The sequence below is a fragment of the Pseudoflavonifractor gallinarum genome (assembly GCF_014982855.1).
GTDB classification, from domain to species: Bacteria; Bacillota; Clostridia; order Oscillospirales; family Oscillospiraceae; genus Pseudoflavonifractor_A; species Pseudoflavonifractor_A gallinarum.
Genome location: NZ_JADCKF010000004.1, coordinates 202884 through 226997 on the forward strand (window position 1 = coordinate 202884; position 24114 = coordinate 226997).

A 24114-nucleotide genomic window follows, 5' to 3' on the forward strand; every position below is an offset into this window, starting at 1 on the left:
ATTCCAGCGGAACGGCTAAGGTCACAGACCCGTCGACCGGCATATGATACCCTGTAAGCCTGCGGGCCCGGATTCCCTGGCCCGCAGGCTTTTGCCGTCTTCCGGGAACGCTGAGATTTTGGAGGAAACATTCCATGCACACTTATACCAAAAAAGAGCTGATGGCTCTCATCACCGGCAAGCTCCGCCGCAACTTCGGCCGGGATGTGGATGAGGCCACCAGCCTGCACATGTTCAAGGCCTGCGCCCTGGTCCTGCGGGACATCATGTCCGAGCGTCAGATGCAGACACAGGATCGGACCACCCGCAGTCACGCCCGCCAGGTCCACTACCTCTCCCTGGAATTTCTGATGGGCCGTTCCCTGATGAAGAACGCCTATAACCTGGGCGTGCTGGAGCCTTTGAAGGAGGCCATCGAGGGCCTGGGCTTCTCCGCTCCGGAGCTCTTTGAGTCTGAGCCGGACGCCGGCCTGGGCAACGGCGGTTTGGGCCGTCTGGCCGCCTGCTATCTGGACTCCATGACCACCCTGGATATTCCCGCCACCGGCTATTCCATCTGCTATGAGCTGGGCATCTTCAAGCAGAAGATCGTGGACGGCCAGCAGGTGGAGCTGCCCGACAACTGGCTGGGTCTGGGCGACGCCTGGCTCATCCCCAAGATGGACGAGGTGGAAGAGGTTCGCTTTGGCGGCCGCGTGGAGGACGTGTGGGATGAGCACGGACACCACTCCATCCGCCACACCGGCTATGACTCGGTCCTGGCCGTGCCCAAGGACATGGAGATTGCAGGCTACGGCACGGAACACGGCAATGTGCTCCGCCTGTGGGACTCCAAGAGCCCCCAGCCGGTGGATATGTCCCTCTTCTCCCGGGGCGAGTACCTCAAGGCGGTGGAGCGTCAGGCCCTGGCCGAGTCCATCTCCAAGATTCTCTATCCCGAGGACAATCACTACGAGGGCAAATCTCTGCGTCTCAAGCAGCAGTATTTCTTTGTCTCTGCCACCATCCAGTCCATCGTGCGCAAGCACCGGGCCGAGTATGGCACCCTGCGCAACTTCCATCTGAAGCACGTCATTCAGATCAACGACACCCACCCCACCCTGGTCATTCCCGAGCTCATGCGCATCCTGCTGGACGAGGAGGGCTACGGCTGGGATGAGGCCTGGAATATCGTCACCCACACGGTGGCCTATACCAACCACACCGTTCTGGCCGAGGCGCTGGAGCGCTGGCCCCAGCAGCTGGTCATCGACCTGCTGCCCCGGATCTGGCAGATCATCGTGGAGATCAGCAACCGCTATCAGGCCGAGCTGACCACCTACTTCCACGGGGATATGTCCAAGGTGGAGCGCATGGCCATCATCTGGGGCGGCGACGTCCGCATGGCCAACCTGTGCATCTGCGCCTGCTTTGCCGTCAACGGCGTGTCCGCCCTCCACTCGGATATCCTCAAGCGGGAGGTCTTCCACGACGCCTATCTGCGCACCCCCGGCAAATTCAAGAATGTCACCAACGGCATCGACCACCGCCGCTGGCTCAGCGAGTGCAACCCCCAGCTGGACGCCCTCATCAAGGAGTGCTGCGGCGGGGACCGCTATCTTCTGGATCCCGACGCCCTCTCCGGCCTGGAGAAGTACAAGGACGACAGCGCCGTGCTGGAGCGCCTGGACGCCATCAAGCAGGCCAACAAGAAGGCCTTTGCCTCCTATGTGGCCCGGGAGAGCGGCATCATCCTCAACACCGACGCCGTCTTTGACGTACAGGTCAAGCGTCTGCACGAGTATAAGCGCCAGCTCCTCAACGTGCTGCACATCATCTATGAGTACCAGCACCTGAAGGAAGATCCCAATTTCATGATCGTCCCCAAGGTCTACCTCTTCGGCGCCAAGGCCGCCCCCGGCTACTATGTGGCCAAGCGGATCATCCACCTCATCAACTCCCTGGCCGCCACCATCAACGCCGATCCCATCTGCAAGGATAAGCTCCAGGTGGTCTTTTTGGAGAACTACCGGGTCTCTCTGGCCGAGAAGCTCATGCCCGCCAGCGAGCTGAGCGAGCAGATCTCCACCGCCGGCAAGGAGGCCAGCGGCACCGGCAACATGAAGTTCATGATGAACGGCGCCGTGACCATCGGTACCCTGGACGGCGCCAACGTGGAGATGCACCAGGTCCTGGGGGATGAGAATATCTTCCTCTTCGGTCTCAAGGCCCACGAGGTCAGCGAGCTCAAGGCCAAGGGCTACCACTCCTACGAGTACTATATGCACAACAATGACCTGCGCGCCGTGGTGGATGCTCTGGCCCAGGGCTTCCAGGATGGCGTGAGCTACAACGACCTGGCAAAGCGCCTGCTCTTCGGAGACGGCTGCCCGGCCGACGAGTATCTGCTCCTGGCCGACTTTGACAGCTACCGCAACGCCCAGAAGAAGGCGGCCGACACCTATCTGGACCGCAAGAAGTGGAACCAGATGTCCCTGATGAATGTGGCCCGCTCCGGCATCTTTGCCGCCGACCGCTCCATCCGGGATTACGCCCGGGACATCTGGGATGTCCCCGTGCGGGATCTGAGCAAGCTGTAAGCCTACAAAACTGACTCATAGAAAAAACAGCCCGGAATGCCTGTGCATTCCGGGCTGTCTTCCTGTTAAAGCGTCGTATTACCACTCTTTTTGGGCATAGATGCGCTGCGAGATGCGGCAGGAGATGAAGTAGGCCGCCACGGTCACCAGAATCAGGCCAACCGCCAAAGCGGCTGCGCTCTCCTGGAGGCGCTCCTCCGCGCCGATGGCCGGGAACAGGAAGCCCGCGCTCCCCACAATGGCCACAAAGGCCACCACAAAAACCAGCGTCATCAGGGTGCGCCCCCGCTCCACGCCGAACCGGTAGCACAGCGGAAGGGTGATGCTGGCCATCAGCAGACTCACCAACCCGGTTGTCACCGTGGCGGCCACCATCTCGAGCGGATCGTCGCTCAGCAGGCCAAACGCATGAATGAGCAGGCACAGCGCGCCGCAGATCAGCACGCTCCCGAGGGCGATGACCGCCGTATAGACATAGCGCCCCCGCACCGCGTTCCTGGCCCCGCCGGGCAGGGTGCAGGCATAGCTGTCCCACCGGGAGACCTGATCGAAGGCCATGGCCGAGAGGGGGCACATCAGGGTCACCAGCACCACAAAGCCCGAGAGGATGTAGGACTCCCACACACCGGCGGCGCTGATGGCCCCATAGACCAGAAGAATCACGCCGTAGGTCCGCATCTGCTTGCGCATCAGGAGAAAATCTTTCCGCACATAACCCATCATGCTCTGTCACCTCGCACCGTAAATACCATCAAATCCTCCAGGCTCACCGGGTCCACCGCCAGCTCCGGGTAGCGGCGGCGGAACTCCCGTTTGTCCCGCACCAGCGCCTCGCACTGGAAGGCGCTCTCCCGCCGGCCCACCAGGAAGGCGGGGTCCACCCGGTCCATCTCTCCCCGGGTACAGGCCAGACGGCCATACTCGTCCAGAAGCTCATCCTTGGCCCCCTGGAGCACCAGCTTTCCCCGGTGCAGGTAGGCCACATAGTCCGCCGCCTTCTCCAGATCGCTGGTGATGTGGCTGGAGAGCAGCACGGCATGGGTCTCATCGGAGACGAAATCCAGAAAGAGCTCCAGGATCCTGTCCCGCACCACCGGGTCCAGCCCGCTGGTGGCCTCGTCCAGCAGAAGCACGCGCGGATTGCGGGCCAGCGCCGCGGCAATGGAGAGCTTCATCTTCATGCCCCGGGAAAATTCCTTCACCAGCTTTTTCTCGGGCAGCTCAAACTCCCCCAGCAGGCTGTGGAACCGCTTGCTGTCCCAGCCGGGGCAGGCGCCGGAGAGGATGGTCTCCACCATGTGGGGCGTGAGGAGCTCATGGAACGGACACTCGTCCAGTACCACCGCCACCTGCTCCTTGACTGCCCGCTCCTCCTTCCGGTTGTCCATCCCAAAGATCCGGATCTCCCCGGCGTCCCGCCGGACCAGATTCAGGATGCACTTGATGGTAGTGGACTTTCCCGCGCCGTTCTCCCCGATGAGGCCCAGGATGGTCCCTCCCGGCACCGCCAGGGTCACATCGTCCAGCCGGAAGCTGCCGTAATCCTTGGTCAGATGTTCGATCTCAATGGCATTCTCGTAGTTCATCAGGCTTCCTCCCCTTCGTACAGGATGGTCAGTGTCTGCATCAGCTCTTCCAGCGTGATGCCCCCGGTCCGCGCCACTTCCACCGCCGCGCCCAGGTGTTCTTCCGCCCGGCGCAGGGCGTCCTCCCGCACCAGCTCCAGATTGCGGGGGGCCACAAAGCAGCCCTTTCCGGGAACCGTGGTGAGAAATCCCTCCCGCTCCAGCTCCTCATAGGCCCGCTTGGTGGTGATGACCGAGATCCGCAGCTCCCGGGCCAGCAGACGCATGGAGGGCAGCGCCTCCCCCTCCCGGAGCTCTCCCTTCAGGATCAGGCTCTTGATCTGGCGGGTGATCTGGTCGTAGATCGGGACCTCTCCCGTATTGCGAATGATGATATCCATGGTGCACCTCTGTCATACTGTATATACTTGACATATACAGTATATATGCCATATACACACTTGTCAAGTCCCATCCGCAAAAAAAGCGCGCAGCCCCGAACGGGACTGCGCACTCAAACGATCGATAAAGTGTATTTCTGCGATTCTTGCTGCAAGAGCCTCGCAGAGTTCCGCCGTCCGCAGATGGCGGAAGAGAATCAAATCGTGTTTTCCGGCGGCGTGTACGTCGGAAAACACTCTTCTCAGGCTGCAAGTGTGTGGCCCTTCGGGCCATGCGCGCAGCGGCCTGCATCCTCTCGAAAAAATGCTTGCATTTTTGAGAAGCGTGTCGAATGTATTCGACACGCTGAGCGCGCAGTCCCGGACGGGACTGCGCGCTGCTATGTATTCTATTCGATGGCTTCCACCGGCTCCAGCTGCATGACGGAGATCTCGTAGGCGATGCGCTGGGTGGTCTCCCCCTGCTCCACTTTCGTATAGGTCCGGCTCTGGAAGCGCCCCTCCAGCCGGATGGCATCCCCCACGGACAGCTCCGCGCAGCGGCGGGCCAGCGCTCCCCAGGCGATACAGGGCAGATAGTCCGCCCGGCCGTAGCGCCGGTTGACGGCCAGCAGCAGATCGCAGATCTCCCGCCCCATGGGGGTGCGCCGAAAGACCGGCGGCTTGCAGATGGCCCCGGCCAGGACCAGATCGTTGCAGTGCTCTCCCACGCCCTCCCGCAGCTGCCGGGCGTACAGGGTAATGACCAGCCGGCTTCCCTTCCCGCTCTTGTTATTGAAGGAGCGGACCTCCCCCTCGATCTCCACCTCCTGCCCGGCCTGGACAGGATGCTGTTGGAGCAGTGCCCGGGAGACGATGACGTTGACCCGGTCCTCCGCCCCGGAGAGCCTGCGTACCATCAGGGGAAAGGCCTCATACTCCATGCCGTGGTTGGTATGGGAATAGACGGGAGCCTCGGCTGCGGTCCCCCGCAGCAGGGCCTGATTTTCATTCCAGTTGATTTGCATGTCTGCCACACTCCTGCGTATAAATTCCAGGTTTTTACTCTGTGGCATCTATATGCGGCGGAGGCCCTCTCTATGACAGACGGTCCCTCCGAAAGGGCCTCCGCCGACTCGGTCAGCCGCGGTCCCGGCCCTTTTTTTCACTCCGGTGTGCCTGCTGCCCGGCAGGCAGATGGACTCCGCCCACGGTTCCGGCGCACTGGCCGTTGGCCGCCTGTACGCCGGTGACCATCTCATCCTCTTCCATTCCGTCCGGACGACGGGCCATCAGGGCATTGGTCCGGTGCTGCACCTGCTGGAGCAGGGCCTCCTGCGGGTTGATCAGGACCCCATCGGCATTGACTTCGCTCATGAAAAACCACCTCCTTGTGGAGGTAGTATACCGCTCACCTCTTCGAATTATCCCTTAAAATAGAAAGACCCGCCGCAGAGCATTTCTCTGCGGCGGGTCAATTTTATTCTGTTTGATCAGGAGAGCAGGGCGCGGTCACTGGAAAACTCCTCGCCGCTGGCCTTGGTGAACTGTTCCAGCAGGTCCTCCACCGTCAGGCGCTTCTTCTCCTCCCCGGCGATGTCCAGCACGATATGGCCGTCATACATCATCACCAGGCGGTTGCCGTGGGCGATGGCGTCCTTCATGTTGTGGGTGATCATCAGGGTGGTGAGGTTGTCCCGGTGGACGATCTTCTCGGTGGTATCCAGCACTTTGGCCGCTGTCTTGGGGTCCAGTGCAGCCGTGTGCTCATCCAGGAGCAGGAGCTTGGGGCGGACCAGACTGGCCATCAGCAGGGTCAGGGCCTGCCGCTGGCCGCCCGAGAGCAGGCCCACCTTGGAGGTCAAGCGGTCCTCCAGGCCCAGGTCCAAAATCTTGAGGAGCTCCCGGTACTCGGCGCGCTCCTTTCCGGTGATGCCGACCCGCAGGCCCCGGCGCTTGCCCCGCCGGGCCGCCAGAGCCAGGTTCTCCTCGATCTGCATGGTGGCCGCCGTTCCCATCATGGGGTCCTGGAACACCCGGCCGATGTAGGATGCCCGCTTGTGCTCGGGCAGGCGGGTCACATCCACCCCGTCAATGGTGATGGTGCCCTCATCCACCGGGAATACCCCGGCCACCGCGTTGAGCATGGTGGACTTACCGGCGCCGTTTCCGCCGATGACCGTGACGAAATCCCCGTCGTTCAGGGTGAGGGTGAGGTGATTGAGGGCCCGCTTCTCGTTGACGGTGCCCGCGTTAAAGGTCTTACAGACCCCTTTGATCTCAAGCATGGCTGGCCGCTCCTTTCTTGGCGGATTTGGAGAAGTACTTCCCCTTCCAGTACGGGATGCTCAGGAAGAGGGCCACGATCAGGGCGGTGATGAGCTTCATGTCGTCCGTGTTCAGGCCCAGCCAGATGACCACATTGTACACCACATAGTAGAGCACCGAGCCGATGACCACGCTGAGCAGCAGCAGGGCGAAGTTGTGGAAGATCTTCGAGAAGAGCACCTCGCCGATGATGACGGCGGCCAGACCGATGACGATGGCGCCCCGGCCCATGTTCACGTCGGCGAAGCCCTGGTACTGGGCCAGCAGCGCCGAGGAGAGGGCCACCAGACCGTTGGAGAGCATCAGACCCAGCACCTTGGCCACATTGGTGTTGATGCCCTGGGCCCGGGCCATGTTGGCGTTGGCACCCGTGGCCCGGAGAGAGCAGCCCAGCTCGGTGCCGAAGAACCAGTAGAGCAGGGCGATGATGACCGCCGCAAAGATCACCCCGATGAGGATGGGGTTTTCCAGGCTGAGGGATTTCACATTGCGGGAGGACACCAGCAGATCATAGTTCCGGAAGCTGATGGGCTGGTTGGCCTGTCCCATGATGCGCAGGTTGACCGAGTAGAGGGCCAGCTGGGTGAGGATGCCGGCCAGGATGGCGGGAATGCCGCACACGGTGTGGAAAAATCCCGTGGCCAGTCCGGCCAGCATACCGGCCAGGAAGGACCCCAGCAGGGCCAGGGGCATGGGGACCCCCGCCATGGTGAGCATGATAAAGACGGCGCCGCCGGTGCACATGGTGCCGTCCACCGTCAGGTCGGCTACGTCCAGGATTTTATAGGTCAGATAGACGCCGATGGCCATGATGCCCCAGATGAGTCCCTGAGCGGCCGCTCCCGGCATCATATTGAATAAGGCTGTGATGTCCACAGATGATCTCCTCCTTAAATCGCGGAAATGCGCCCAAAAGCAGCGGAAACGGACGTTCCGCTGCTTTTGGATTTTATGCGGGGGACAGATTACTCGATAGCCTCATATCCCTCGGGCGGGGTGAGGCCCAGCTCTTCGCAGATGGCCGGGTTATACTTGGGGGTGAACTGGGGCGCGTACTCAATGGCCATTTCGGCGGGATCCTTGCCGTTGACCAGGATCTCATAGGCCATCTCGCCGGTGGCGTAGCCGATGTCATAGTAGCTGATGGTCAGGGTGGCCACGCCGCAGCCACGGCAGATGCCCTCCTCACCGGCAATGATGGGGGTCTTGGCCGCCAGGGCGATGTTGCCGATCAGCTCGGCGTTCTGGGCGGCGGTGTTGTCGGTGGGGATGTAGAGGACATCCTCGGCGGCACAGGCCGACTCGGCCACAGCCGCCAGATCATTGGAGTCGGAGAAGGTGTAGCTGGTGCAGGTATAGCCCCTCTCCTCCAGGTAGCCCTGCACCGCGCTGACCTGATAGGCGGAGTTGGGCTCGGCGGAGCAGGAGAGCAGGCCCACCTTTTCCGCGTCGGGGAACCAGGTCTGGAGCATGGCGGCCTGTTCATCCAGCGGGGCCAGATCGGAGGTACCCGAGACGTTGAAGCCGGTGACCCCGTCAAAGTCGTTCAGGCCCAGGGCCACGCCGTACTCGGTGATGGAGGTGCCCAGAATGGGAATATCCTCGGTGGCAGAGGCCGCCGCCTGGAGGGCGGTGGTGCCGTTGGCCATGATGAGATCCACGCCGTTGGAGACAAAGCTGCCCACGATGGTATTGCAGTTATTGGAGTCGCCCGAGGCGTTCTCCACCTTGATCTCCACCTGGTCGCCCAGCTTTTCCTTCAGGGCGTCCTGGAAGCCCTGCGTGGCCGCATCCAGCGCCTCGTGCTGCATCTGCTGGCACACGCCGATGGTGTAGCTGTCCTGCCCACCCTGGGTACCGGTGTCTCCCCCCGCGCTCTGGGCGGGAGAGGCGGACGGATCGGAACTGGAACAGGCGGCCAGGGAGGCCGCCATCGCCACGGAGAGCGCCATGGCAGTCAATTTCGGCAGATATTTCATTGCAAGCTCCTCCATCATCTCATGGTTCGCTTTAGCACACTTATGCTTTTATGTGCTAAAGTAAAGAGGTTTAAAAAAATACCTCTCGGTCCAAGGTTGTATTCATTATAATGACCTTCCTATCCCTTGTCAAGCCCTGTTTTCCCGCTGGTGCGCCGGTCTTAATGGTTTTTTCATAGACTTCTCCCGGCGGTTGTGTTACAATGGGGAGCACAAAATGATCCTTATCGGAGGTCTTTTATTTTGAAAACTGACATACTGGGTGTGGGCTTCGACACCCTCTCCCCCGAGGAGATGGTCCATACCGCCGCTTCCCTCATCGAGGCCGGCGGGTTCCACTATGCCGTCACACCCAACCCCGAATTCCTGCTGGCCGCTCAGAAAAACGAGGCCTTCCGCACCGTGCTCAATCAGGCCGACCTCTCCATGCCCGACGGCATCGGCGTGGTCTATGCCTCCAAGATCCTGGGGCGTCCGCTGAACGGACGGGTCCCGGGTATCGATTTTGCCGACGGGCTCATGGCCTGGATGGCACAGCACGGCAAGCGGCTATTCCTGCTGGGCTCCAAGCCCGGCATCGCCGAGATGGCTTCCGTCAACCTGCGCCAGCGGCACCCCGGCCTGACCGTGTGCGGCACCCATGACGGCTATTTCAAGGAGGATGCGCCCGTCATCCAGGCCGTGCGGGAGGCTGAGCCCGACGTGGTCCTGGTCTGCCTGGGCGCGCCCAAGCAGGAGCTCTGGATGGCGCAGAACGGCCCCGCCACCGGCGCCAAGTTTATGGTGGGCCTGGGCGGCGCGCTGGACGTGTTCGCCGGACAGACAGAGCGCGCCCCCGAGGCCTGGCAGAAGGCCGGAATGGAGTGGCTCTACCGTCTCATCAAAGATCCCAAGCGCATCAACCGCATGGCCAAGCTCCCCCTGGTCCTCTTCCAGGCGGCGGGGGCGCGCCTGCGCGGCAAGTAAATGGGAGGAATCCTCATTGTCTGGTAAACTAATTGTATTCGAAGGGACCGACGGCTCGGGCAAGTCCACCCAGTTTGCCCGTCTGTGTCAGCGGATGGAGCAGGAGGGCCGTCCCTTCCAGCGTCTGGTCTTTCCGCAGTACAGCGAGCCCTCCTCCGCCCTCATCCGGATGTATCTGGGCGGGGAGTTCGGCACCCACCCCTCCGACGTGAACGCCTATGCCGCCTCCGCCTTTTTCGCGGTGGACCGCTACGCCTCCTGGAAAAAGGTGTGGGGGAGTTATTATGAGGGAGGCGGACTGGTCCTCTCCGACCGGTACAGCACCTCCAACGCCGTCCACCAGGCCTGCAAGCTGCCTCCCCACCAGTGGGAGGAGTTTTTCCGCTGGCTGGATGACTTTGAGCACACCAAGCTGGGGCTCCCCCGGGCCGATCTGGTGCTCTATCTGGACATGCCCACCCAGCAGGCCCTGACCCTCCTGCGCAGCCGGGAGGCCAGCACCCACACCTCCGGCGACATCCACGAGGTGGACCCGGAGTATCTGGCCCTGTGCCGCCGCACGGCCCTGGCCGCCGCCCCGGTGCTGGGGTGGAAGGTCATCCCCTGTACGCAGGCCGACGGCTCCCTTCGCACCATTGAGTCGCTCCACCATCAGCTCTGGGAGATCCTCTCCCCCATGGTATCCGATCCAACCTGAATCGAAACGAGGAGGTTTTCCTATGGTTTACATTCTGCTTGGCACCGGCTTTGAAGAGGCCGAGGCACTTGTCCCCGCCGATCTGCTCCGCCGCGCCGGCATTGAGACCGCCCTGGTGGGCGTGGACGGCATGACCGTCACCGGCGGCCACGGCATCCAGGTCGCCGCCGACCTGTCCCTGGCCGATGTGGATCTGGAGCGGGCCAAGATGCTCCTTCTCCCCGGCGGACTGGGCGGTGTGGAGGTCATCCAGAACAGCATCCCCGCCCTCGGCCTCATCCAGGGGGCCTATGACCGGGGCATCTGGCTCTCCGCCATCTGTGCTGCGCCCACCATCCTGGCCGGTATGGGCCTGCTGGACCGCCGGAAGGCGGTCTGCTACCCCGGCATGGAGGATGAAATGGGCTCCTCCGTGGTGGAGCGGGGCGCCCGCGTGGTGGTGGACGGCCATATCGTCACCGCCCAGGCCGCTGGTTCCGCCTTCCCCTTCGGTCTCAAGCTGATCGAGGTCCTGGCCGGCGCGCCCGCCGCCCAGGCCGTAGCCCAGGCGGTGCACTACCATGGATGAGCAAAAGGCCGCCCTGCGCCGGACCATCCGCGCGCAGATGAAGGCCCTCACGCCGGAGGAGCGGCATGAGAGCGATGAAGCCCTCTTTGCCCGCTTCCTCTCCCTTCCCGCCGTGGAGCGGGCGGACACCCTGCTGCTCTACTGCGGTATGGGGGCCGAGCTGGATACCCTCCGCCTGCTGCCCCAGCTGATTGCCCGGGGCAAGCGGCTCCTCCTCCCCCGCTGTGCCGACGCGCCCGGAATCATGGACGCACGGGTCTACGACCCGTCCCTCCCCCTGGTGCGCCACCGCTACGGCATGCTGGAGCCGGGGCCCGACCGCCCCGTGGTCTCCCCCGGGGAGATCGATCTGGTCCTGGTCCCGGGCCTGGCCTTTGACCGCCGGGGCTACCGGCTGGGCCAGGGGGGCGGCTACTATGACCGCTATCTCCCCCAGACGAAGGCCGTTACCGTGGCCCTGTGCCGGTCCTGCTTCCTGCTGGATGCAGTCCCCCGGGAGGAACACGATGCGCCGGTGGACCTGGTCCTCACCGAGGAGGAGACCTTCGGTCCCGCCGCCCTTTGATGCAAAAAGAAACAAGCGGGGAAATTCCCCGCTTGTTTCAGGCTGCTCTCCGCTCAGCAGCAGCTCTCGCCGCAGCAGCTCTCGCCGCAGCAGCCGTTATGCATCCGGTTTCCGCCGCAGCAGCAGCCGCTGTTGCCGCTCCATCCCATCCCGCTGCCGCCACCGCAGCAGCAGCACAGTACCAGAATCACGATCACGATCCACATGCAGTTTCCGCCGCCAAATCCATTGTTGTTTCCACACATAAGTAGATACACCTCACCTTTTCTGGGCGTCGGTGGTTTGCCTTCGCCCGAACTGACCCATACTATGTGGTAAGGCTGCCACAGGTGCATGCCGATCGTGGTCTCGTTTCACCGTTTTCTCCGCCCCTCCGGCGGAGGTCCGGCCGCCGTGCCCCGCCGGCGCGGCGGTACAGTTAGGAGTTGAATCCATGTCACAGGAATATGAACGCTCGCCGGGACGGCGGGTCCAGGGACGCAGATATACCCCCTCCCACTTGCAGAGCGGGGGGGAGACCCGCCGCCGGACCTCGTCTGCTTCCGGCTCCCGCAGCACCGCATCCTCCCGCACCACACCGCCCTCCCGGGATTCCGGCCCCTCCCGGCCCAACCGCCCCAGAGGGAAGCGCAAGGGGCGCTTTGGTCCCTATGGAGCCATGCTCTATGTGATCTTCGTCATCGGCATCTCGGCGCTGCTGGCGGCGTTGGGCTGGGTGGCTGCCTGCGATGTGCTGGCCCTCAATAAGCCCGAGCACGCCGCCACCGTCACCATTGAGGAAAATACCTCCCTGGACCAGGTGGCCGACACCCTGAAGGACAACGGCCTGATCGAGTACAAATTTCTCTTCAAGCTCTTTGCCTCTTTTACCGGCGCGGAGAAGGACAATAAGATCACCGCCGGCACCTATGAGCTGGATACCGATATGGACTATCACGCCCTCATCAGCAACATGGGCAAGGGCTCTTCCAGCCGGAAAGAGGTCACAGTCACCATCACCGAGGGCATGACTCTGGACCAGATCTTCGCCCTGCTGGAGAAGGAAGGGGTCTCCACGGCGGCCAAGCTCCAGGAGGAGGCGGCCAACCACCAGTTCAAATACTCCTTCCTCAAGGATCTGCCCACCGGCGATTACCACCGGCTGGAGGGCTATCTCTTCCCCGATACCTATACTTTCTATATGGGCGGTGACCCCCTGCAGATCCTGAACAAGATGATCCTGCGCTTTGACGAGATGTTTACCGACGAGATGCGGCAGGACGCCGCTGACCGCGGCTACACGGTGGGAGAGATCGTCACCATCGCCTCCATGATCGAGAAGGAGACCGACGGTACCGACCAGACCAAGATCGCCTCGGTCATCTATAACCGTCTTGAAAATCCCACCAGCGAGACCGCCGGTTACCTCAACATCGACGCCACGATCCTCTACGCCACCGGCGGGACCGTGGTGGACACCAACGCAGACACGCCCTACAACACCTCTACCCACAAGGGCCTGCCTCCCACGGCGATCTCCTGTCCCGGCATTGATGCCCTGCGCGCTGCCCTCTACCCCGCGGATACCAACTATTACTACTACGCCCTGGGCGATGACGGCACCCACTCCTTCTTCAAGACCTACAAGGAGCATCAGCGCTTTATCGCCAGCCAGGAGCGCTATCAGACCTCCCAGTAACACGCACCACTGCGCTCAAGCGGCGGACACGGCCAGCCGTGTCCGCCGCTGTGTGTCGAAATGCTTCGACACGTTTCTCAAAAATGCAGGCATTTTTGAGAGGGGATGCAGCCCCCTGCGTCGCACGCGCAAAGCGCGCACGCTTGTGGGCTGAGACGTGTTTTTTCCAAGGCACATGTCCTCGGAAAAAACGGATCTGAACTTTCTTCCGCCGTCTGCGGACGTCGGAACTCTGCGAGGCATTTACAGCTAAAATCGCAGCAGTATCCTTTGTCGACAGTCTACGGCGGACACGGCCAGCCGTGTCCGCCGTTCTTCCTGCACCACAAGAAACAGAGAGGATGGTACTATGTCAATCGAACTGCTCTCCCCCGCCGGAGATATGGAGCGCCTGCGCATGGCCGTGACCTACGGCGCCGACGCGGTCTATCTGGCCGGAAGTGACTTCGGTATGCGGGCCTTCGCCGGCAACTTTACCCCCGACCAGCTCCGGGAGGCGGTGGCCTTCTGCCACGCCCGGGGCGTCAAGGTCCATGTGACCTGCAACACCATGCCCCGCAACGATGAGGTAAGCCGGCTCCCCGCCTGGCTGGAGCTCATCGCGGACGCCGGGGTGGACGCCGTCATCATGGCCGATCTGGGCGTGTTCGCCCTGGCTGGAAAGCACGCCCCCGGCCTCAAGCGCCACGTCTCCACCCAGGCAGGGGTCACCAATTACGAAGTGGCCCGGGCCTGGCACGATCTGGGGGCCGACCGGGTCATCCTGGCTCGGGAGCTCTCCCTGGAGGAGGTGGCCGAGCTGCGCGCCAAGACGCCCAGGGAGCTGGAGATCGAGGCCTTTGTCCACGGCGCCATGTGCGTGAGCTACTCGGGCCGGTGCCTGCTCTCCAACTACATGACGGGCCGGGACGCTCAGCGGGGCGCCTGTGCCCAGCCCTGCCGCTATAAATACGCCCTGATGGAGGAAAAGCGCCCCGGCGAGTACTTCCCCGTCTACGAGGAGAACGGCGAGACCTTTATCATGAACAGCCGGGACATGTGCATGATCGACCACATCCCGGAGCTGATGGAGGCGGGGGTGGACTCCCTCAAGATCGAGGGCCGGGCCAAGTCGGCCTACTACGCCGCCGTCATCACCAGCGCCTACCGCCACGCGGTGGACGCGGCCCAGGCCGGTGTGCCCCTCTCCCCCGTGTGGCGGGATGAAGTGGAAAAGGTGAGCCACCGCCACTACTCCACCGGCTTCTGGTTCGGCCAGCCGGGTCAGTTCACCGAGGACGCCCGCTACATCCGGGATTACCAGGTCTGCGCCGTGGTGGAGTCCTGCGCCCCCGACGGCCGGGCAGTGTGCTCTCTGCGCAACAAGTTCCGCACCGGGGACACCCTGGAGCTCATTGGCCCCGGTCTGGAGCCGGTCTCCTTCCAGGTCCCGGTCATGGCGGACGCCGACGGCTTCCCCCTGGAGGAGCCCCGCACCCCGCAGATGAAGTTCACCCTCCAGCTCCCCCACCCCGCTCCCGCGCTCTCTCTTCTGAGAAGGCAGGTGAGTGAACCGTGACCGTCAAGCGCCGCTTTGACTATGATCTGATGCGGGTGCTCTCCATGTTCGGCGTGGTCTATCTCCACACGGCGGCGGGGGCCCTGCGCCATCCGGAAAACGCGGCGGTGTGGCACTTCTCCAACCTCATCACCGCCCTGGCCACCACTGCCGTTCCCCTCTTCTTCATGCTCTCGGGGGCCCTGCTCCTGTCCCGGCCCGAGACCGCCGATCCCGGCGTGGTGCTGAAAAAGCGCCTGCCCAAGATCCTCCTCCCCCTGCTGGCCTGGTCAGGGCTCATCATCCTGCTCACCGCCCGGGGCGACCCGGCGGGAGCCGCCTCCCTGCTGGGCAATCTCCTGCACAATCCGGTGGTGGTCCCCTACTGGTTCCTCTACGCGCTGGTGCCCATGTACCTGCTGGCTCCCCTTCTGAAAAAGATGGCCGACGGGCTCACCCCGGTTCTGTGGCGGTATCTGCTGGGGCTCTGGTTCGTGCTGGTGCTGGGTCTGCACACCCTGCGGGCCTTCCTCCCCGAGGGGTTCTGGCGTACTGCCCTGACCGAGCACGGGAGCTTCAACCTGATCTTTCTGGGCGGCTATCTGGGCTATTTTCTCCTGGGGGCCGCGCTGGAGCGCATGGAGCATCTCCCCTCCCGCCGGGCGCTCTGGGCCGCGGCAGGGGTCCTCTATATCCTCATCGCCGCCGGGACCGCCTGGCGCACCGATTCTTCCGGCGTCTATGACGAGACCTTCAAGAGCTATCTCAATCTCTTTGCCGCCCTGCTCTCGGTGGTTCTCTTCCTGCTGGCCCGCTCCTACCTCTCCCAGCGGGAGAGCGGACGGGTGCTGACCTATTTTTCCGGCATCTCCTTCGGGGTCTACCTGGCCCATCCCAAGGCCATCAACCTGATGCAGCATCTCTGGTATGTCCTCCTCCACGACACGGTGGATACCATCCCCGACCAGGTGCTCCTCTATCTGGCCGTTCTGGCCGGGTGCGTGTTGGGAGTGAGTATCGCCGCCTCCATTCCGGTGGTCTGCTACCTCCTCACCGGGCAGCGCTTCTCCGCCGCCCGCCGGGAGAGCAGCCTGCTGGCGCTCTTTCGCCCCGCCCAAAATCGGAATAATTGACCCCTTACAAAAAATCAGATATAATTAAAAGACAAAATCGATCCATTCAAACCGTGGCGGAGCTCCTGTGCGGAACCATTTTTAGGGGAGGGAATCGTATGAAAAAATCCCGGCGTCCTCTCATCCTCGTTCTGATCCTCCTGGCGGTCCTGGCACTGGTTCTCCTTCTGCGTCCCAGGCGGCTGTCCGATGTGCTGCCGGACGGAGGACAGGAGATCACCTTCTGTAAGGTCCTCCTCCTGTCCGGCTCCGCCGAGATCGGGGAGCTGGCCTGTTCTCCCGAGCAGATTCAGGCTCTGGAGGAAGAACTTCCCCAGACCTGGGTCCGCTGGGTCTCTCTCTGGGACGGCGGCTTCCGCGCCTATGATGAGCGCGCGTACCATCTGGTCCTCGCCACGGAGAACACCTCTTACAGCATGATTCTCTCTGACCGGGGCGAGCTGGTCTGCGGCCGGACGGTCTACCGCACCTGCTTTGACGACGATCTCTTCCGCCTGATCCAGAGCTGGACCGCACTTCAGGCGTAAATCGGTCGCTTTGATGGTTGACATTGTGGAAAAGTGTGATAAAATTACTCCGTAATCAAGTTGTAAGGCTTTGACGGAGCCAAGCGGAATTCCGGCGTCTGGAAGCGAGAGGGGAGAGTGCAAGCCCTCGGCGGACCGGTTTTCGCACGCCACTCCTGAGCCGTCCGCGACGAGCGGAACGTCCCGCCCCCGTTACCGGGCGAATGAGAGGTCCCCGATCGGGGGATCATCAGGGTGGTACCGTGGAACTTTTCCGCCCCTGGCCAGCGCCAGGGGCGGTTTTTTCATCCCACCCATATCTTTTCTTTGGAGGTCCTTCCCATGAAGCAGTATGGAGTCAACGAACTCCGCGAGATGTTCCTCAAGTTCTTTGAGACCAAGGGCCATCTCCGTCTCCCCAGCTTTTCCCTCATCCCCCAGAATGACGCCAGCCTTCTCCTCATCAACTCCGGCATGGCGCCCATGAAGCCCTTCTTCACCGGCGAGCAGGAGCCCCCCCGTCACCGTGTGACCACCTGCCAGAAGTGCATCCGCACCGGCGACATCGAGAACATCGGCCACACCGCCCGCCACGGCACCTACTTCGAGATGCTGGGCAACTTCTCCTTCGGCGATTACTTCAAGAAGGAGGCCATCCACTGGGCCTGGGAGTTCCTGACCTCCCCCGAGTGGGTGGGCCTGGACCCCAACCGTCTCTATCCCTCCGTCTTTGCCGGAAATGAGACCACCCCCGCCGACGACGAGGCCTTCCGCATCTGGAATGAGGAGATCGGCATCCCCGCCGAGCGCATCTTCAAGTTCGGCAAGGAGGACAACTTCTGGGAGCACGGCTCCGGCCCCTGCGGCCCCTGCTCTGAGATCTACTACGACCGCGGCGAGAAGTACGGCTGCGGCAAGCCCGGCTGCACGGTGGGCTGTGACTGCGACCGCTATATGGAGGTCTGGAACGTGGTGTTCTCCCAGTTCGACAACGACGGCGAGAACCACTACACCGAGCTCAAGCAGAAGAACATCGACACCGGCATGGGTCTGGAGCGCCTGGCCGTGGTGTGCCAGGACGTGGACTCCCTCTTCGACGTGGACACCGTCATGAACATCACCAACAAGGTCACCGAGATCACCGGCGCCAGCTATGGCCAGAGCCGGGAGAAGGACGTGTCCCTCCGGGTCATCACCGACCACATCCGCTCCGCCACCTTCATGATCTGCGACGGTGTGCTCCCCTCCAACGAGGGCCGGGGCTACGTGCTGCGCCGCCTGCTCCGCCGGGCTGCCCGCCACGGCAAGCTCCTGGGCGTGAACGATCCCTTCCTCTACACGGTCTGCGACACCGTCATCCAGGAGAACGAGGGCCACTACCCCGAACTGCGGGAGCGTCAGGCCTATATCACCAAGATCATCCGGGTGGAGGAGGAGAACTTCGCCAAGACCATCGACGGCGGCATGCGCATCTTTGACGATATGCTCGCCGGTCACAAGGAGAAGGGGGAGAGCGTCTTCTCCGGCGCCGACGCCTTCAAGCTGTACGATACCTACGGCTTCCCCATCGACCTGACCATCGAGATGGTGGAAGAGGCCGGCATGACCGTGGACCAGGCCGGCTTCAAGGCCCTCATGGAGGAGCAGCGTGTCCGCGCCCGCAAGGCCCGTGAGGCGCTGGGCGACCTGGGCTGGGCCGGCATCGAGTTCGGCAAGGACATGCCCGCCACCCAGTTTGTGGGCTATACCCAGACCGAGGCCCAGGGCCAGATCCTGGCTCTGGTGGCCGAGGAAGAGCTGCGGGACGAGGTGGGCACCGGCGCCGAGGCCATCGTGGTGCTGGATCAGACCCCCTTCTACGCGGAGATGGGCGGCCAGATCGCCGACCACGGCGTCATCAAGACCGATTCCGCCCTCTTCGAGGTCCACGATGTCCAGAAGAACAAGGGCGGCAAGTATATGCACACCGGCGTGGTCAAGGCCGGCGCCCTGAAGGTGGGAGACACCGTGACCGCCTCCATCGATGTGGAGCGCCGTCAGGCCCTGGCCCGTGCCCACTCGGCCACCCACCTGCTCCAGCGGGCGCTGGAGATCGTCCTGGGCGACCACGTCAACCAGGCCGGCTCTCTGGTGGAGCCCGACTTCCTCCGCTTTGACTTCACCCACTTCTCCGCCATGACCCCCGAGGAGCTGGGCAAGGTCTCCGAGCTGGTCAACCAGTCGGTCCTCCACGGCTATCCCGTGGTCACCAACGAGATGAGCCTGGACGAGGCCAAAAAGACCGGCGCCAAGGCCCTCTTCGGTGAGAAGTACGGCGACACCGTGCGCGTGGTGGACATGGGCGGCTACTCCGTGGAGTTCTGCGGCGGCACCCACCTGGACAACACCGCCAAGGTGGGCGTGTTCCACATCAACAGCGAGTTCTCCGTGGCCTCCGGCGTGCGGCGTATCGAGGCCACCACGGGCCTGAAGTCCCTGGAGGTCATGAACCGCAACCAGGAGCGGCTCTTTGAGGCCGCTGCCATCCTCAAGACCAAGCCCGGCGAGCTGCGGGAAAAGGCGGAGCAGACCATGGAGGAGCTGCGCCAGATGCGCCACCTGGTGGAGAAGTACAAGGCCAAGGAGGCCGCCGGTGAGACCGAGCGCTTCCTGCTGGGCGGCCACAGTGTGGGCGAGCTGAAGGTCCTCACCGCCACCCTGCCCGACGCCGACGCCAACAAGCTGCGCCAGATGGGCGACCTCCTCCGGGACAAGCAGCCCAACGTGGTGGCCGTGCTCTCCTCCGTCAACGGCGAAAAGATCACCTTCCTGGCCGTCTGCGGCAAGGAGGCCGTCCAGAAGGGCGTCAAGGCCGGCGACATCATCAAGCACGTCACCGCCATCTGCGGCGGCAAGGGCGGCGGCAAGCCCGACTCCGCCATGGGCGGCGGCTCCAACGTGCTCAAGCTGGATGACGCCCTGGCTGCGGTGGACGACTTCGTCGCCGGTAAGCTGGGACTGTAAGACACACGCTTCCTACTCTGCCGCAGGGGCGTCATCCAGCCCCGCCGCCCCTGCGGCGTTCCAAGCGTTTTGCACCAACCGGTGCAAAACCTTAATACCAGCAAGCTGGGACGGTAAGCGTCCTTTCCCCCATCCATCTTCTGTTCAAAGGAGGGTTATTCTATGAGCGATTGTCTGTTCTGCAAGATCGCGGCGGGCGAGATCCCGTCCAACAAGGTCTATGAAGACGAACAGGTCTATGCCTTCTACGACATCGACCCCCAGGCTCCCACCCACTTCCTGGTCATTCCCAAGGCCCACATCGGCTCCTGTGGGGAGATCAACGGGGAGAACGCCCCGGTGGTGGCCCATATCTTCGAGGTCATCTCCAAGGTGACCCATGACCTGGGGATCACCGACTTCCGTGTGGTCTCCAACTGCGGCGAGCAGGCCGGCCAGTCCGTCCACCACCTGCACTTCCATGTGCTGGCGGGACGGGATATGACCTGGCCTCCCGGCTAATCGGCAGGAGTTTGCACGCCATCGACGAAAGGAGCGCTCTATGAACAAGCAGGAACTGGTACGCCTGGCCCTGGAGGCCAGGGCACACAGCTATGTCCCTTACTCCCACTTCCGTGTGGGGGCTGCTCTTCTGACTTCCTCCGGGAAGGTCTATCAGGGCTGCAACGTGGAAAACGCCTCCTACGGCGGCACCATCTGCGCCGAGCGCACCGCTGCGCTCCGGGCGGTCTATGAGGGCGAGCAGCGCTTTTCCGCCATCGCCGTGGCCGGTTTCCCCGAGGACGCCCCTCCGGAGGAGCGGGGCTATGCCTATCCCTGCGGCATCTGCCGGCAATTCCTGCGGGAATTTGCCCTGCCCGGGATGAAGGTCTATATCGCCCGCAGTGAGGAGGAGGTCATCGAGACCACGCTGGAAGAGCTTCTCCCCATGTCCTTCGGCCCGGAACACCTGCAATAAGACACAAAACGGCCCCTCAGCAGAGCAACTTGCTTCTGCTGAGGGGCCATTCTTTTTCTATGTTTCGATCAGAGCAGGTTCTCCCGCCGGAGTCTTATGGTGCACAGGCCCACCACGCCCACGGTGATGAACTCGGCCGCCGGGACGGCTATCCAAACGCCGTCCATCTGAAAGAAATATCCCAGCACTACGATGGCCAGCACCTCAAAAAAGAGGGTCCTGGAAAAGGAGATGAGAGCAGAGGTCTTGCCGTCTCCGATGGCGGTAAAGAGGGCCGAGGCAAAAATATTGATCCCCGCGCCCAAAAATCCTGTCACAAAGATGCGGAAGCCCCGCACCGCCATGGCAAAAACCGCCGTACCCGGCCGGAAAAAGGCGCTGACGATCCCGGTGACCCCCAGAAGAGAGATGACCCACACTGCTGCCGAGGAGAGGAGCACAAAGCTGCCGCACCGCCGCACCGTGCGCCGCAGATAATCCCGGTTCTCCGCCCCGTAGTGGTAGGAGATCACCGGACTCACGCCCATGGAAAAGCCCATGAACATGGAGGTCATCAGGAACTGGCAGTAAAAGACCGCCGTGATGGCCGCCACCCCGTCGGTCCCGGCAAAGCGCAAGGTGTAGAAGTTCAGCAGCAAGGTGGTCACCGAGCTGGAGAGGTTGGTCACCATCTCCGAGGAGCCGTTGGCGCAGGTTTGGAGCAGGAGACGGCCGTCCCATTTGGGCCGCCGGAAGCACAGGCCGTTCCGGTTGCGCCAGAAGAAAATGAGTCCGCCGATGGCCGGGATGCAGTAGCCTCCGCCGGTGGCCAGGGCGGCTCCCTGCACTCCCATCCCGCCGGGCACCACCAGCAGGTAGTCAAACACGATGTTGAAGACGCCCGCCCCGATGTTCATGACCAACCCCAGCTTGGGGCGCCCCGCCGTCACAAAAAAGCTCTGAAAGAAGAGCTGGATGGCGCCCACCGGGATAAAGCAGATCAGAGTGCCCAGATAGACCTCGCTGTAAACCAGCGTCTCCCCCTCCGCGCCCAGCCAGCGGCAGAGGGACTCCAGATTGGTCAGCGTCAGCACCGTCACCGCCAGTGACAGGGTGACCGAGGTCACTAAAATCAGGGTGAAGGCACTGCGGGCCTCCTCATTGCGCCCCTGGCCCATCCGGATGGCCACCAGCGCGCTGCCGCCGGTGGCAAACATGATGCCGATGGCCAATGCCACGCCCTGGACCGGGTAGACCAGGTTCAGGGCGGCCACGGCCTCCGGTCCCACAAAATTGGATACGAACAATCCGTCCACGATGGTATACAGGGATACAAAGACCATCATCACGATGGACGGAAAGGCAAAGCGCAGCAGCTCAGGAAAGGAAAACTCCTGTGCCAGTCGTTGCTGCACGCAGAACACCTCCTGTCATTTCGCTTCTTCTCTCGTTACGATCGATTCTGTTCCATCCACTTGGCCAGCTGGGCGGCCAGGGCGGAGTTCCCCGTTTCCTCCTGCCGGGCCTGCTGCTCCAGGTAGCGGCGCACATCCCGCTTACCGCCCCCCGCCTTTTCCCGGCGCTTTTTGAAGTCGGAGAGCTTTTCCCGGTAGCCGCACACACAGGCGAACATCTGCTTCTCCCCCTCGCCCCGCAGCTCCATCCGCTTGTGGCAGTTGGGACAGCGGGCATTGGTGGTCTGCTTCACACTCCGGCGGTAGCCGCACTCCCGGTCGGGGCACACCAGCATCTCCCCCCGCTTGGTCTTGACCCGCAGCAGGTACTTCCCGCAGTCGGGGCAGGGGGTCCGGGTCTGGTTGTCGTGGGTGTAGGAGGCGTCGCTGGCCTTGACCTCGCTCACCAGGTGGCTGGCGTACTGCCGCATCTCCTCCACAAAGTGGGCCTCCCGCTCCTTGCCCTGGGCGATGGCCCCCAGGCGGCTCTCCCACCGGGCCGTCAGGGCTGCCGAGCGCAGGTCGGCGGGAGCCAGCTTCACCACCTGGACGCCCTTGGAGGTGGGGACGATCTCCTTCCCCCGCCGCTCCACGTAGAAGGAGGAGAAGAGCTTCTCGATGATGTCCGCCCGGGTGGCCGGGGTGCCCAGACCGCCCGTCTCCTCCAGGATACGGCTCTCCTCCCGGTCCTCCACCTGGCTTCCCGGGTGCTCCATGGCGGTGAGGAGGGTGGCCTCGGTGTACCGGGCCGGGGGCGCCGTCTGTCCGGGGCGCAGGCGCATCTCGCCCACCGGGAAGCGCTCCCCCTCCCGCAGAACCGGAAGGGCCTGCTCCCGCTCGTCCTCGTCCTCCTCCTGGTCCAGGTCCGAGAAGGAGCGGTCATAGGCGGCGCGCCAGCCCGGCTCCACCATCACCTTTCCCCGGGCGGTAAAGGTCTCGCCGTCCACCTCCAGGGTGAGGCGGACCTCCTCATACACACAGGGTGGGAGCAAAACCGCCAGGAAGCGCCGCACCACCAAATCGTAGATGTTGCGCTCGCCCCCCGACATCCGCCAGAGCTCCACCTGCTCCTCGGTGGGGATGATGGCGTGGTGGTCGGAGACCTTGGCGTCGTTCACCAGATATTTCGTCTGGAGGGGCCGCTGCCGCCGGATGGAGAGGGCCAGGTCCCGGTACTCGTCTACCGCCACCGAGGTGATGCGCTCGGGCAGCGTGGGCACCACATCCTGGGAGATGTAGCGGGAGTCGGTACGGGGATAGGTGAGCACCTTGTGGTTCTCATAGAGGGACTGCATCATGGACAGGGTCTCTTTCGCCGAGTAGGCGTACTTCCGGTTGGCGTCCCGCTGGAGCTCCGTGAGGTCGTAGGCGGCGGGGGGCGGCACCTCCCGGCGCTTGCGCTGGAGGGAGCGGATGACCGCCTCCTTCCCCGCCAGACGCCCGGCCAGGGCCCGGGCTTTCTCCCGGTCGAAGATACGGGCCTGTCCCTGCCCGTCCCGCCAGGTGGCGGTGAAGCCCTCCAGCCGGATCTGGAGGGTGTCAAACTCCCGGGGCCGGAAGGAGCGGATGGCCTCCTCCCGGTCCACGATGAGGGCCAGGGTGGGGGTCTGCACTCGCCCGGCGGAGAGCTGGGCGTTATACTTGCAGGTGAGGGCCCGGGTCACATTGAGGCCCACCAGCCAGTCGGCCTCGCTCCGGGCCCGGGCGGAGTAGAAGAGATTGTCATACTCCGCGGCCGGTCGCAGATGGGCAAAGCCCTCCCGGATGGCCCGGTCGGTCTGGGAGGAGATCCACATCCGCTTCGTGGGACCCTTCCACCCGGCCTTCTCCAGGATCCAGCGGGCCACCAGCTCCCCCTCCCGGCCCGCGTCGGTGGCGATGACCAGTTCCTTCACATCCCCCCGGTGGAGCAGGGCCCGCACCGCCCGGAACTGCCGGGCGCTCTGGGGGATGACCGCCGTCTTCATCGGTTCGGGCAGCATGGGCAGAGTGAGGAGGTCCCACTTCTGCCACGCCTTGTCGTACTCCTCCGGGGCGGAGAGCTCCACCAGATGGCCCAGGGCCCAGGTGACGATGTACTCCGCACCCTCCAGACAGCCCTCTCCGCTCTTCGTACAGCCCAGCACCCGGGCCAGTTCCCGGCCCACCGAGGGTTTTTCCGCCAACACCAGTGTTTTGGACATGAAATCGCTCCTTTTGGGGCCTGTGCCCCGGTCATCGGTTTCTCATTTGACTTTTT

The 24114-nt window shown here is 63.2% G+C and carries 22 protein-coding genes and 1 pseudogene; 12 read left to right on the forward strand and 11 right to left on the reverse strand.

The window, feature by feature from the left end; genetic code table 11:
• Positions 1-134: 134 nt before the first annotated feature.
• Positions 135-2579, forward strand: coding sequence for a glycogen/starch/alpha-glucan phosphorylase (locus INF37_RS06250; RefSeq protein WP_101691161.1), 2445 nt, complete (start codon positions 135-137; stop codon positions 2577-2579).
• A gap of 78 nt (positions 2580-2657) precedes the next feature.
• On the opposite strand, the gene INF37_RS06255 is transcribed toward INF37_RS06250, so the two are convergent.
• The 8 genes from INF37_RS06255 to INF37_RS06290 form a co-directional block, all read right to left on the reverse strand.
• On the reverse strand, positions 2658-3302 hold the full coding sequence (locus INF37_RS06255) for an ABC-2 transporter permease (protein ID WP_101691160.1): 645 nt from the start codon (positions 3300-3302) through the stop codon (positions 2658-2660).
• The gene (locus INF37_RS06260) at positions 3299-4165 is read right to left on the reverse strand and encodes an ABC transporter ATP-binding protein (RefSeq protein ID WP_193537137.1); all 867 of its coding nucleotides are present in this window, start codon (positions 4163-4165) and stop codon (positions 3299-3301) included. The genes INF37_RS06255 and INF37_RS06260 overlap by 4 nt, the downstream gene beginning before the upstream one ends.
• Positions 4165-4545 (reverse strand): GntR family transcriptional regulator, encoded by a 381-nt coding sequence (locus INF37_RS06265; RefSeq protein WP_193537139.1) that lies wholly within the window; start codon positions 4543-4545, stop codon positions 4165-4167. The genes INF37_RS06260 and INF37_RS06265 overlap by 1 nt, the downstream gene beginning before the upstream one ends.
• Before the next feature lie 389 nt (positions 4546-4934).
• Positions 4935-5552, reverse strand: coding sequence for a single-stranded DNA-binding protein (locus tag INF37_RS06270; RefSeq protein ID WP_235964234.1), 618 nt, complete (start codon positions 5550-5552; stop codon positions 4935-4937).
• A 112-nt stretch (positions 5553-5664) separates the two neighbouring features.
• Entirely contained in the window at positions 5665-5901 is a 237-nt protein-coding gene (locus tag INF37_RS06275; RefSeq protein WP_193537143.1) for a hypothetical protein, read from the reverse strand.
• Between the two features lie 116 nt (positions 5902-6017).
• Positions 6018-6812, reverse strand: a complete 795-nt coding sequence (locus INF37_RS06280; RefSeq protein WP_193537145.1) for an ABC transporter ATP-binding protein — start codon at positions 6810-6812, stop codon at positions 6018-6020.
• Complete coding sequence (locus INF37_RS06285) at positions 6805-7704, reverse strand: ABC transporter permease (protein ID WP_101691296.1); 900 nt, start codon at positions 7702-7704, stop codon at positions 6805-6807. Before INF37_RS06285 ends, INF37_RS06280 begins: the two co-directional genes overlap by 8 nt.
• 113 nt (positions 7705-7817) lie before the next feature.
• Complete coding sequence (locus INF37_RS06290) at positions 7818-8831, reverse strand: ABC transporter substrate-binding protein (protein WP_193537147.1); 1014 nt, start codon at positions 8829-8831, stop codon at positions 7818-7820.
• A 243-nt stretch (positions 8832-9074) separates the two neighbouring features.
• Here INF37_RS06290 and INF37_RS06295 point away from each other — a divergent pair, with 243 nt between their 5' ends.
• From INF37_RS06295 to INF37_RS06310, 4 genes are read left to right on the forward strand one after another with little or no spacing between them, the layout of a single operon-like run.
• Complete coding sequence (locus INF37_RS06295) at positions 9075-9797, forward strand: WecB/TagA/CpsF family glycosyltransferase (protein ID WP_101691153.1); 723 nt, start codon at positions 9075-9077, stop codon at positions 9795-9797.
• A 16-nt stretch (positions 9798-9813) separates the two neighbouring features.
• The gene (locus INF37_RS06300; protein WP_193537149.1) at positions 9814-10494 is read left to right on the forward strand and encodes a dTMP kinase; all 681 of its coding nucleotides are present in this window, start codon (positions 9814-9816) and stop codon (positions 10492-10494) included.
• A 22-nt stretch (positions 10495-10516) separates the two neighbouring features.
• Complete coding sequence (locus tag INF37_RS06305; RefSeq protein ID WP_186963317.1) at positions 10517-11062, forward strand: DJ-1 family glyoxalase III; 546 nt, start codon at positions 10517-10519, stop codon at positions 11060-11062.
• Positions 11055-11627 (forward strand): 5-formyltetrahydrofolate cyclo-ligase, encoded by a 573-nt coding sequence (locus INF37_RS06310; protein WP_193537151.1) that lies wholly within the window; start codon positions 11055-11057, stop codon positions 11625-11627. Before INF37_RS06305 ends, INF37_RS06310 begins: the two co-directional genes overlap by 8 nt.
• Positions 11628-11680: 53 nt before the next feature.
• Here the strand turns inward: INF37_RS06310 and INF37_RS06315 are convergent, their stop codons facing one another.
• The gene (locus INF37_RS06315; protein ID WP_193537153.1) at positions 11681-11872 is read right to left on the reverse strand and encodes a hypothetical protein; all 192 of its coding nucleotides are present in this window, start codon (positions 11870-11872) and stop codon (positions 11681-11683) included.
• 188 nt (positions 11873-12060) lie between these two features.
• Here INF37_RS06315 and mltG point away from each other — a divergent pair, with 188 nt between their 5' ends.
• The 7 genes and pseudogenes from mltG to INF37_RS06350 all read left to right on the forward strand — a co-directional run.
• Positions 12061-13305, forward strand: a complete 1245-nt coding sequence (mltG, locus tag INF37_RS06320) for an endolytic transglycosylase MltG (protein ID WP_101691148.1) — start codon at positions 12061-12063, stop codon at positions 13303-13305.
• 349 nt (positions 13306-13654) lie between these two features.
• Entirely contained in the window at positions 13655-14863 is a 1209-nt protein-coding gene (locus INF37_RS06325) for a peptidase U32 family protein (RefSeq protein ID WP_193537155.1), read from the forward strand.
• A complete protein-coding gene (locus tag INF37_RS06330; protein ID WP_328821043.1) occupies positions 14860-15975 on the forward strand; it encodes an acyltransferase in 1116 nt (371 codons plus the stop codon). The genes INF37_RS06325 and INF37_RS06330 overlap by 4 nt, the downstream gene beginning before the upstream one ends.
• Positions 15976-16073: 98 nt before the next feature.
• On the forward strand, positions 16074-16502 hold the full coding sequence (locus INF37_RS06335; RefSeq protein WP_193537157.1) for a hypothetical protein: 429 nt from the start codon (positions 16074-16076) through the stop codon (positions 16500-16502).
• Positions 16503-16823: 321 nt separating this feature from the next.
• Positions 16824-19484, forward strand: coding sequence for an alanine--tRNA ligase (gene alaS / locus INF37_RS06340; RefSeq protein ID WP_101691146.1), 2661 nt, complete (start codon positions 16824-16826; stop codon positions 19482-19484).
• Between the two features lie 162 nt (positions 19485-19646).
• Entirely contained in the window at positions 19647-19985 is a 339-nt protein-coding gene (locus INF37_RS06345; protein ID WP_101691145.1) for a histidine triad nucleotide-binding protein, read from the forward strand.
• 22 nt (positions 19986-20007) lie between these two features.
• Positions 20008-20442 (forward strand): annotated as a pseudogene (locus INF37_RS06350) (cytidine deaminase); the annotation flags it as partial.
• A gap of 68 nt (positions 20443-20510) precedes the next feature.
• On the opposite strand, the gene INF37_RS06355 reads toward INF37_RS06350, so the two are convergent.
• Both INF37_RS06355 and INF37_RS06360 read right to left on the reverse strand, forming a co-directional pair.
• Positions 20511-21836, reverse strand: a complete 1326-nt coding sequence (locus INF37_RS06355) for an MATE family efflux transporter (protein WP_193537162.1) — start codon at positions 21834-21836, stop codon at positions 20511-20513.
• Between the two features lie 35 nt (positions 21837-21871).
• Positions 21872-24058, reverse strand: a complete 2187-nt coding sequence (locus INF37_RS06360) for a DNA topoisomerase III (RefSeq protein WP_193537163.1) — start codon at positions 24056-24058, stop codon at positions 21872-21874.
• Positions 24059-24114 lie beyond the last annotated feature (56 nt).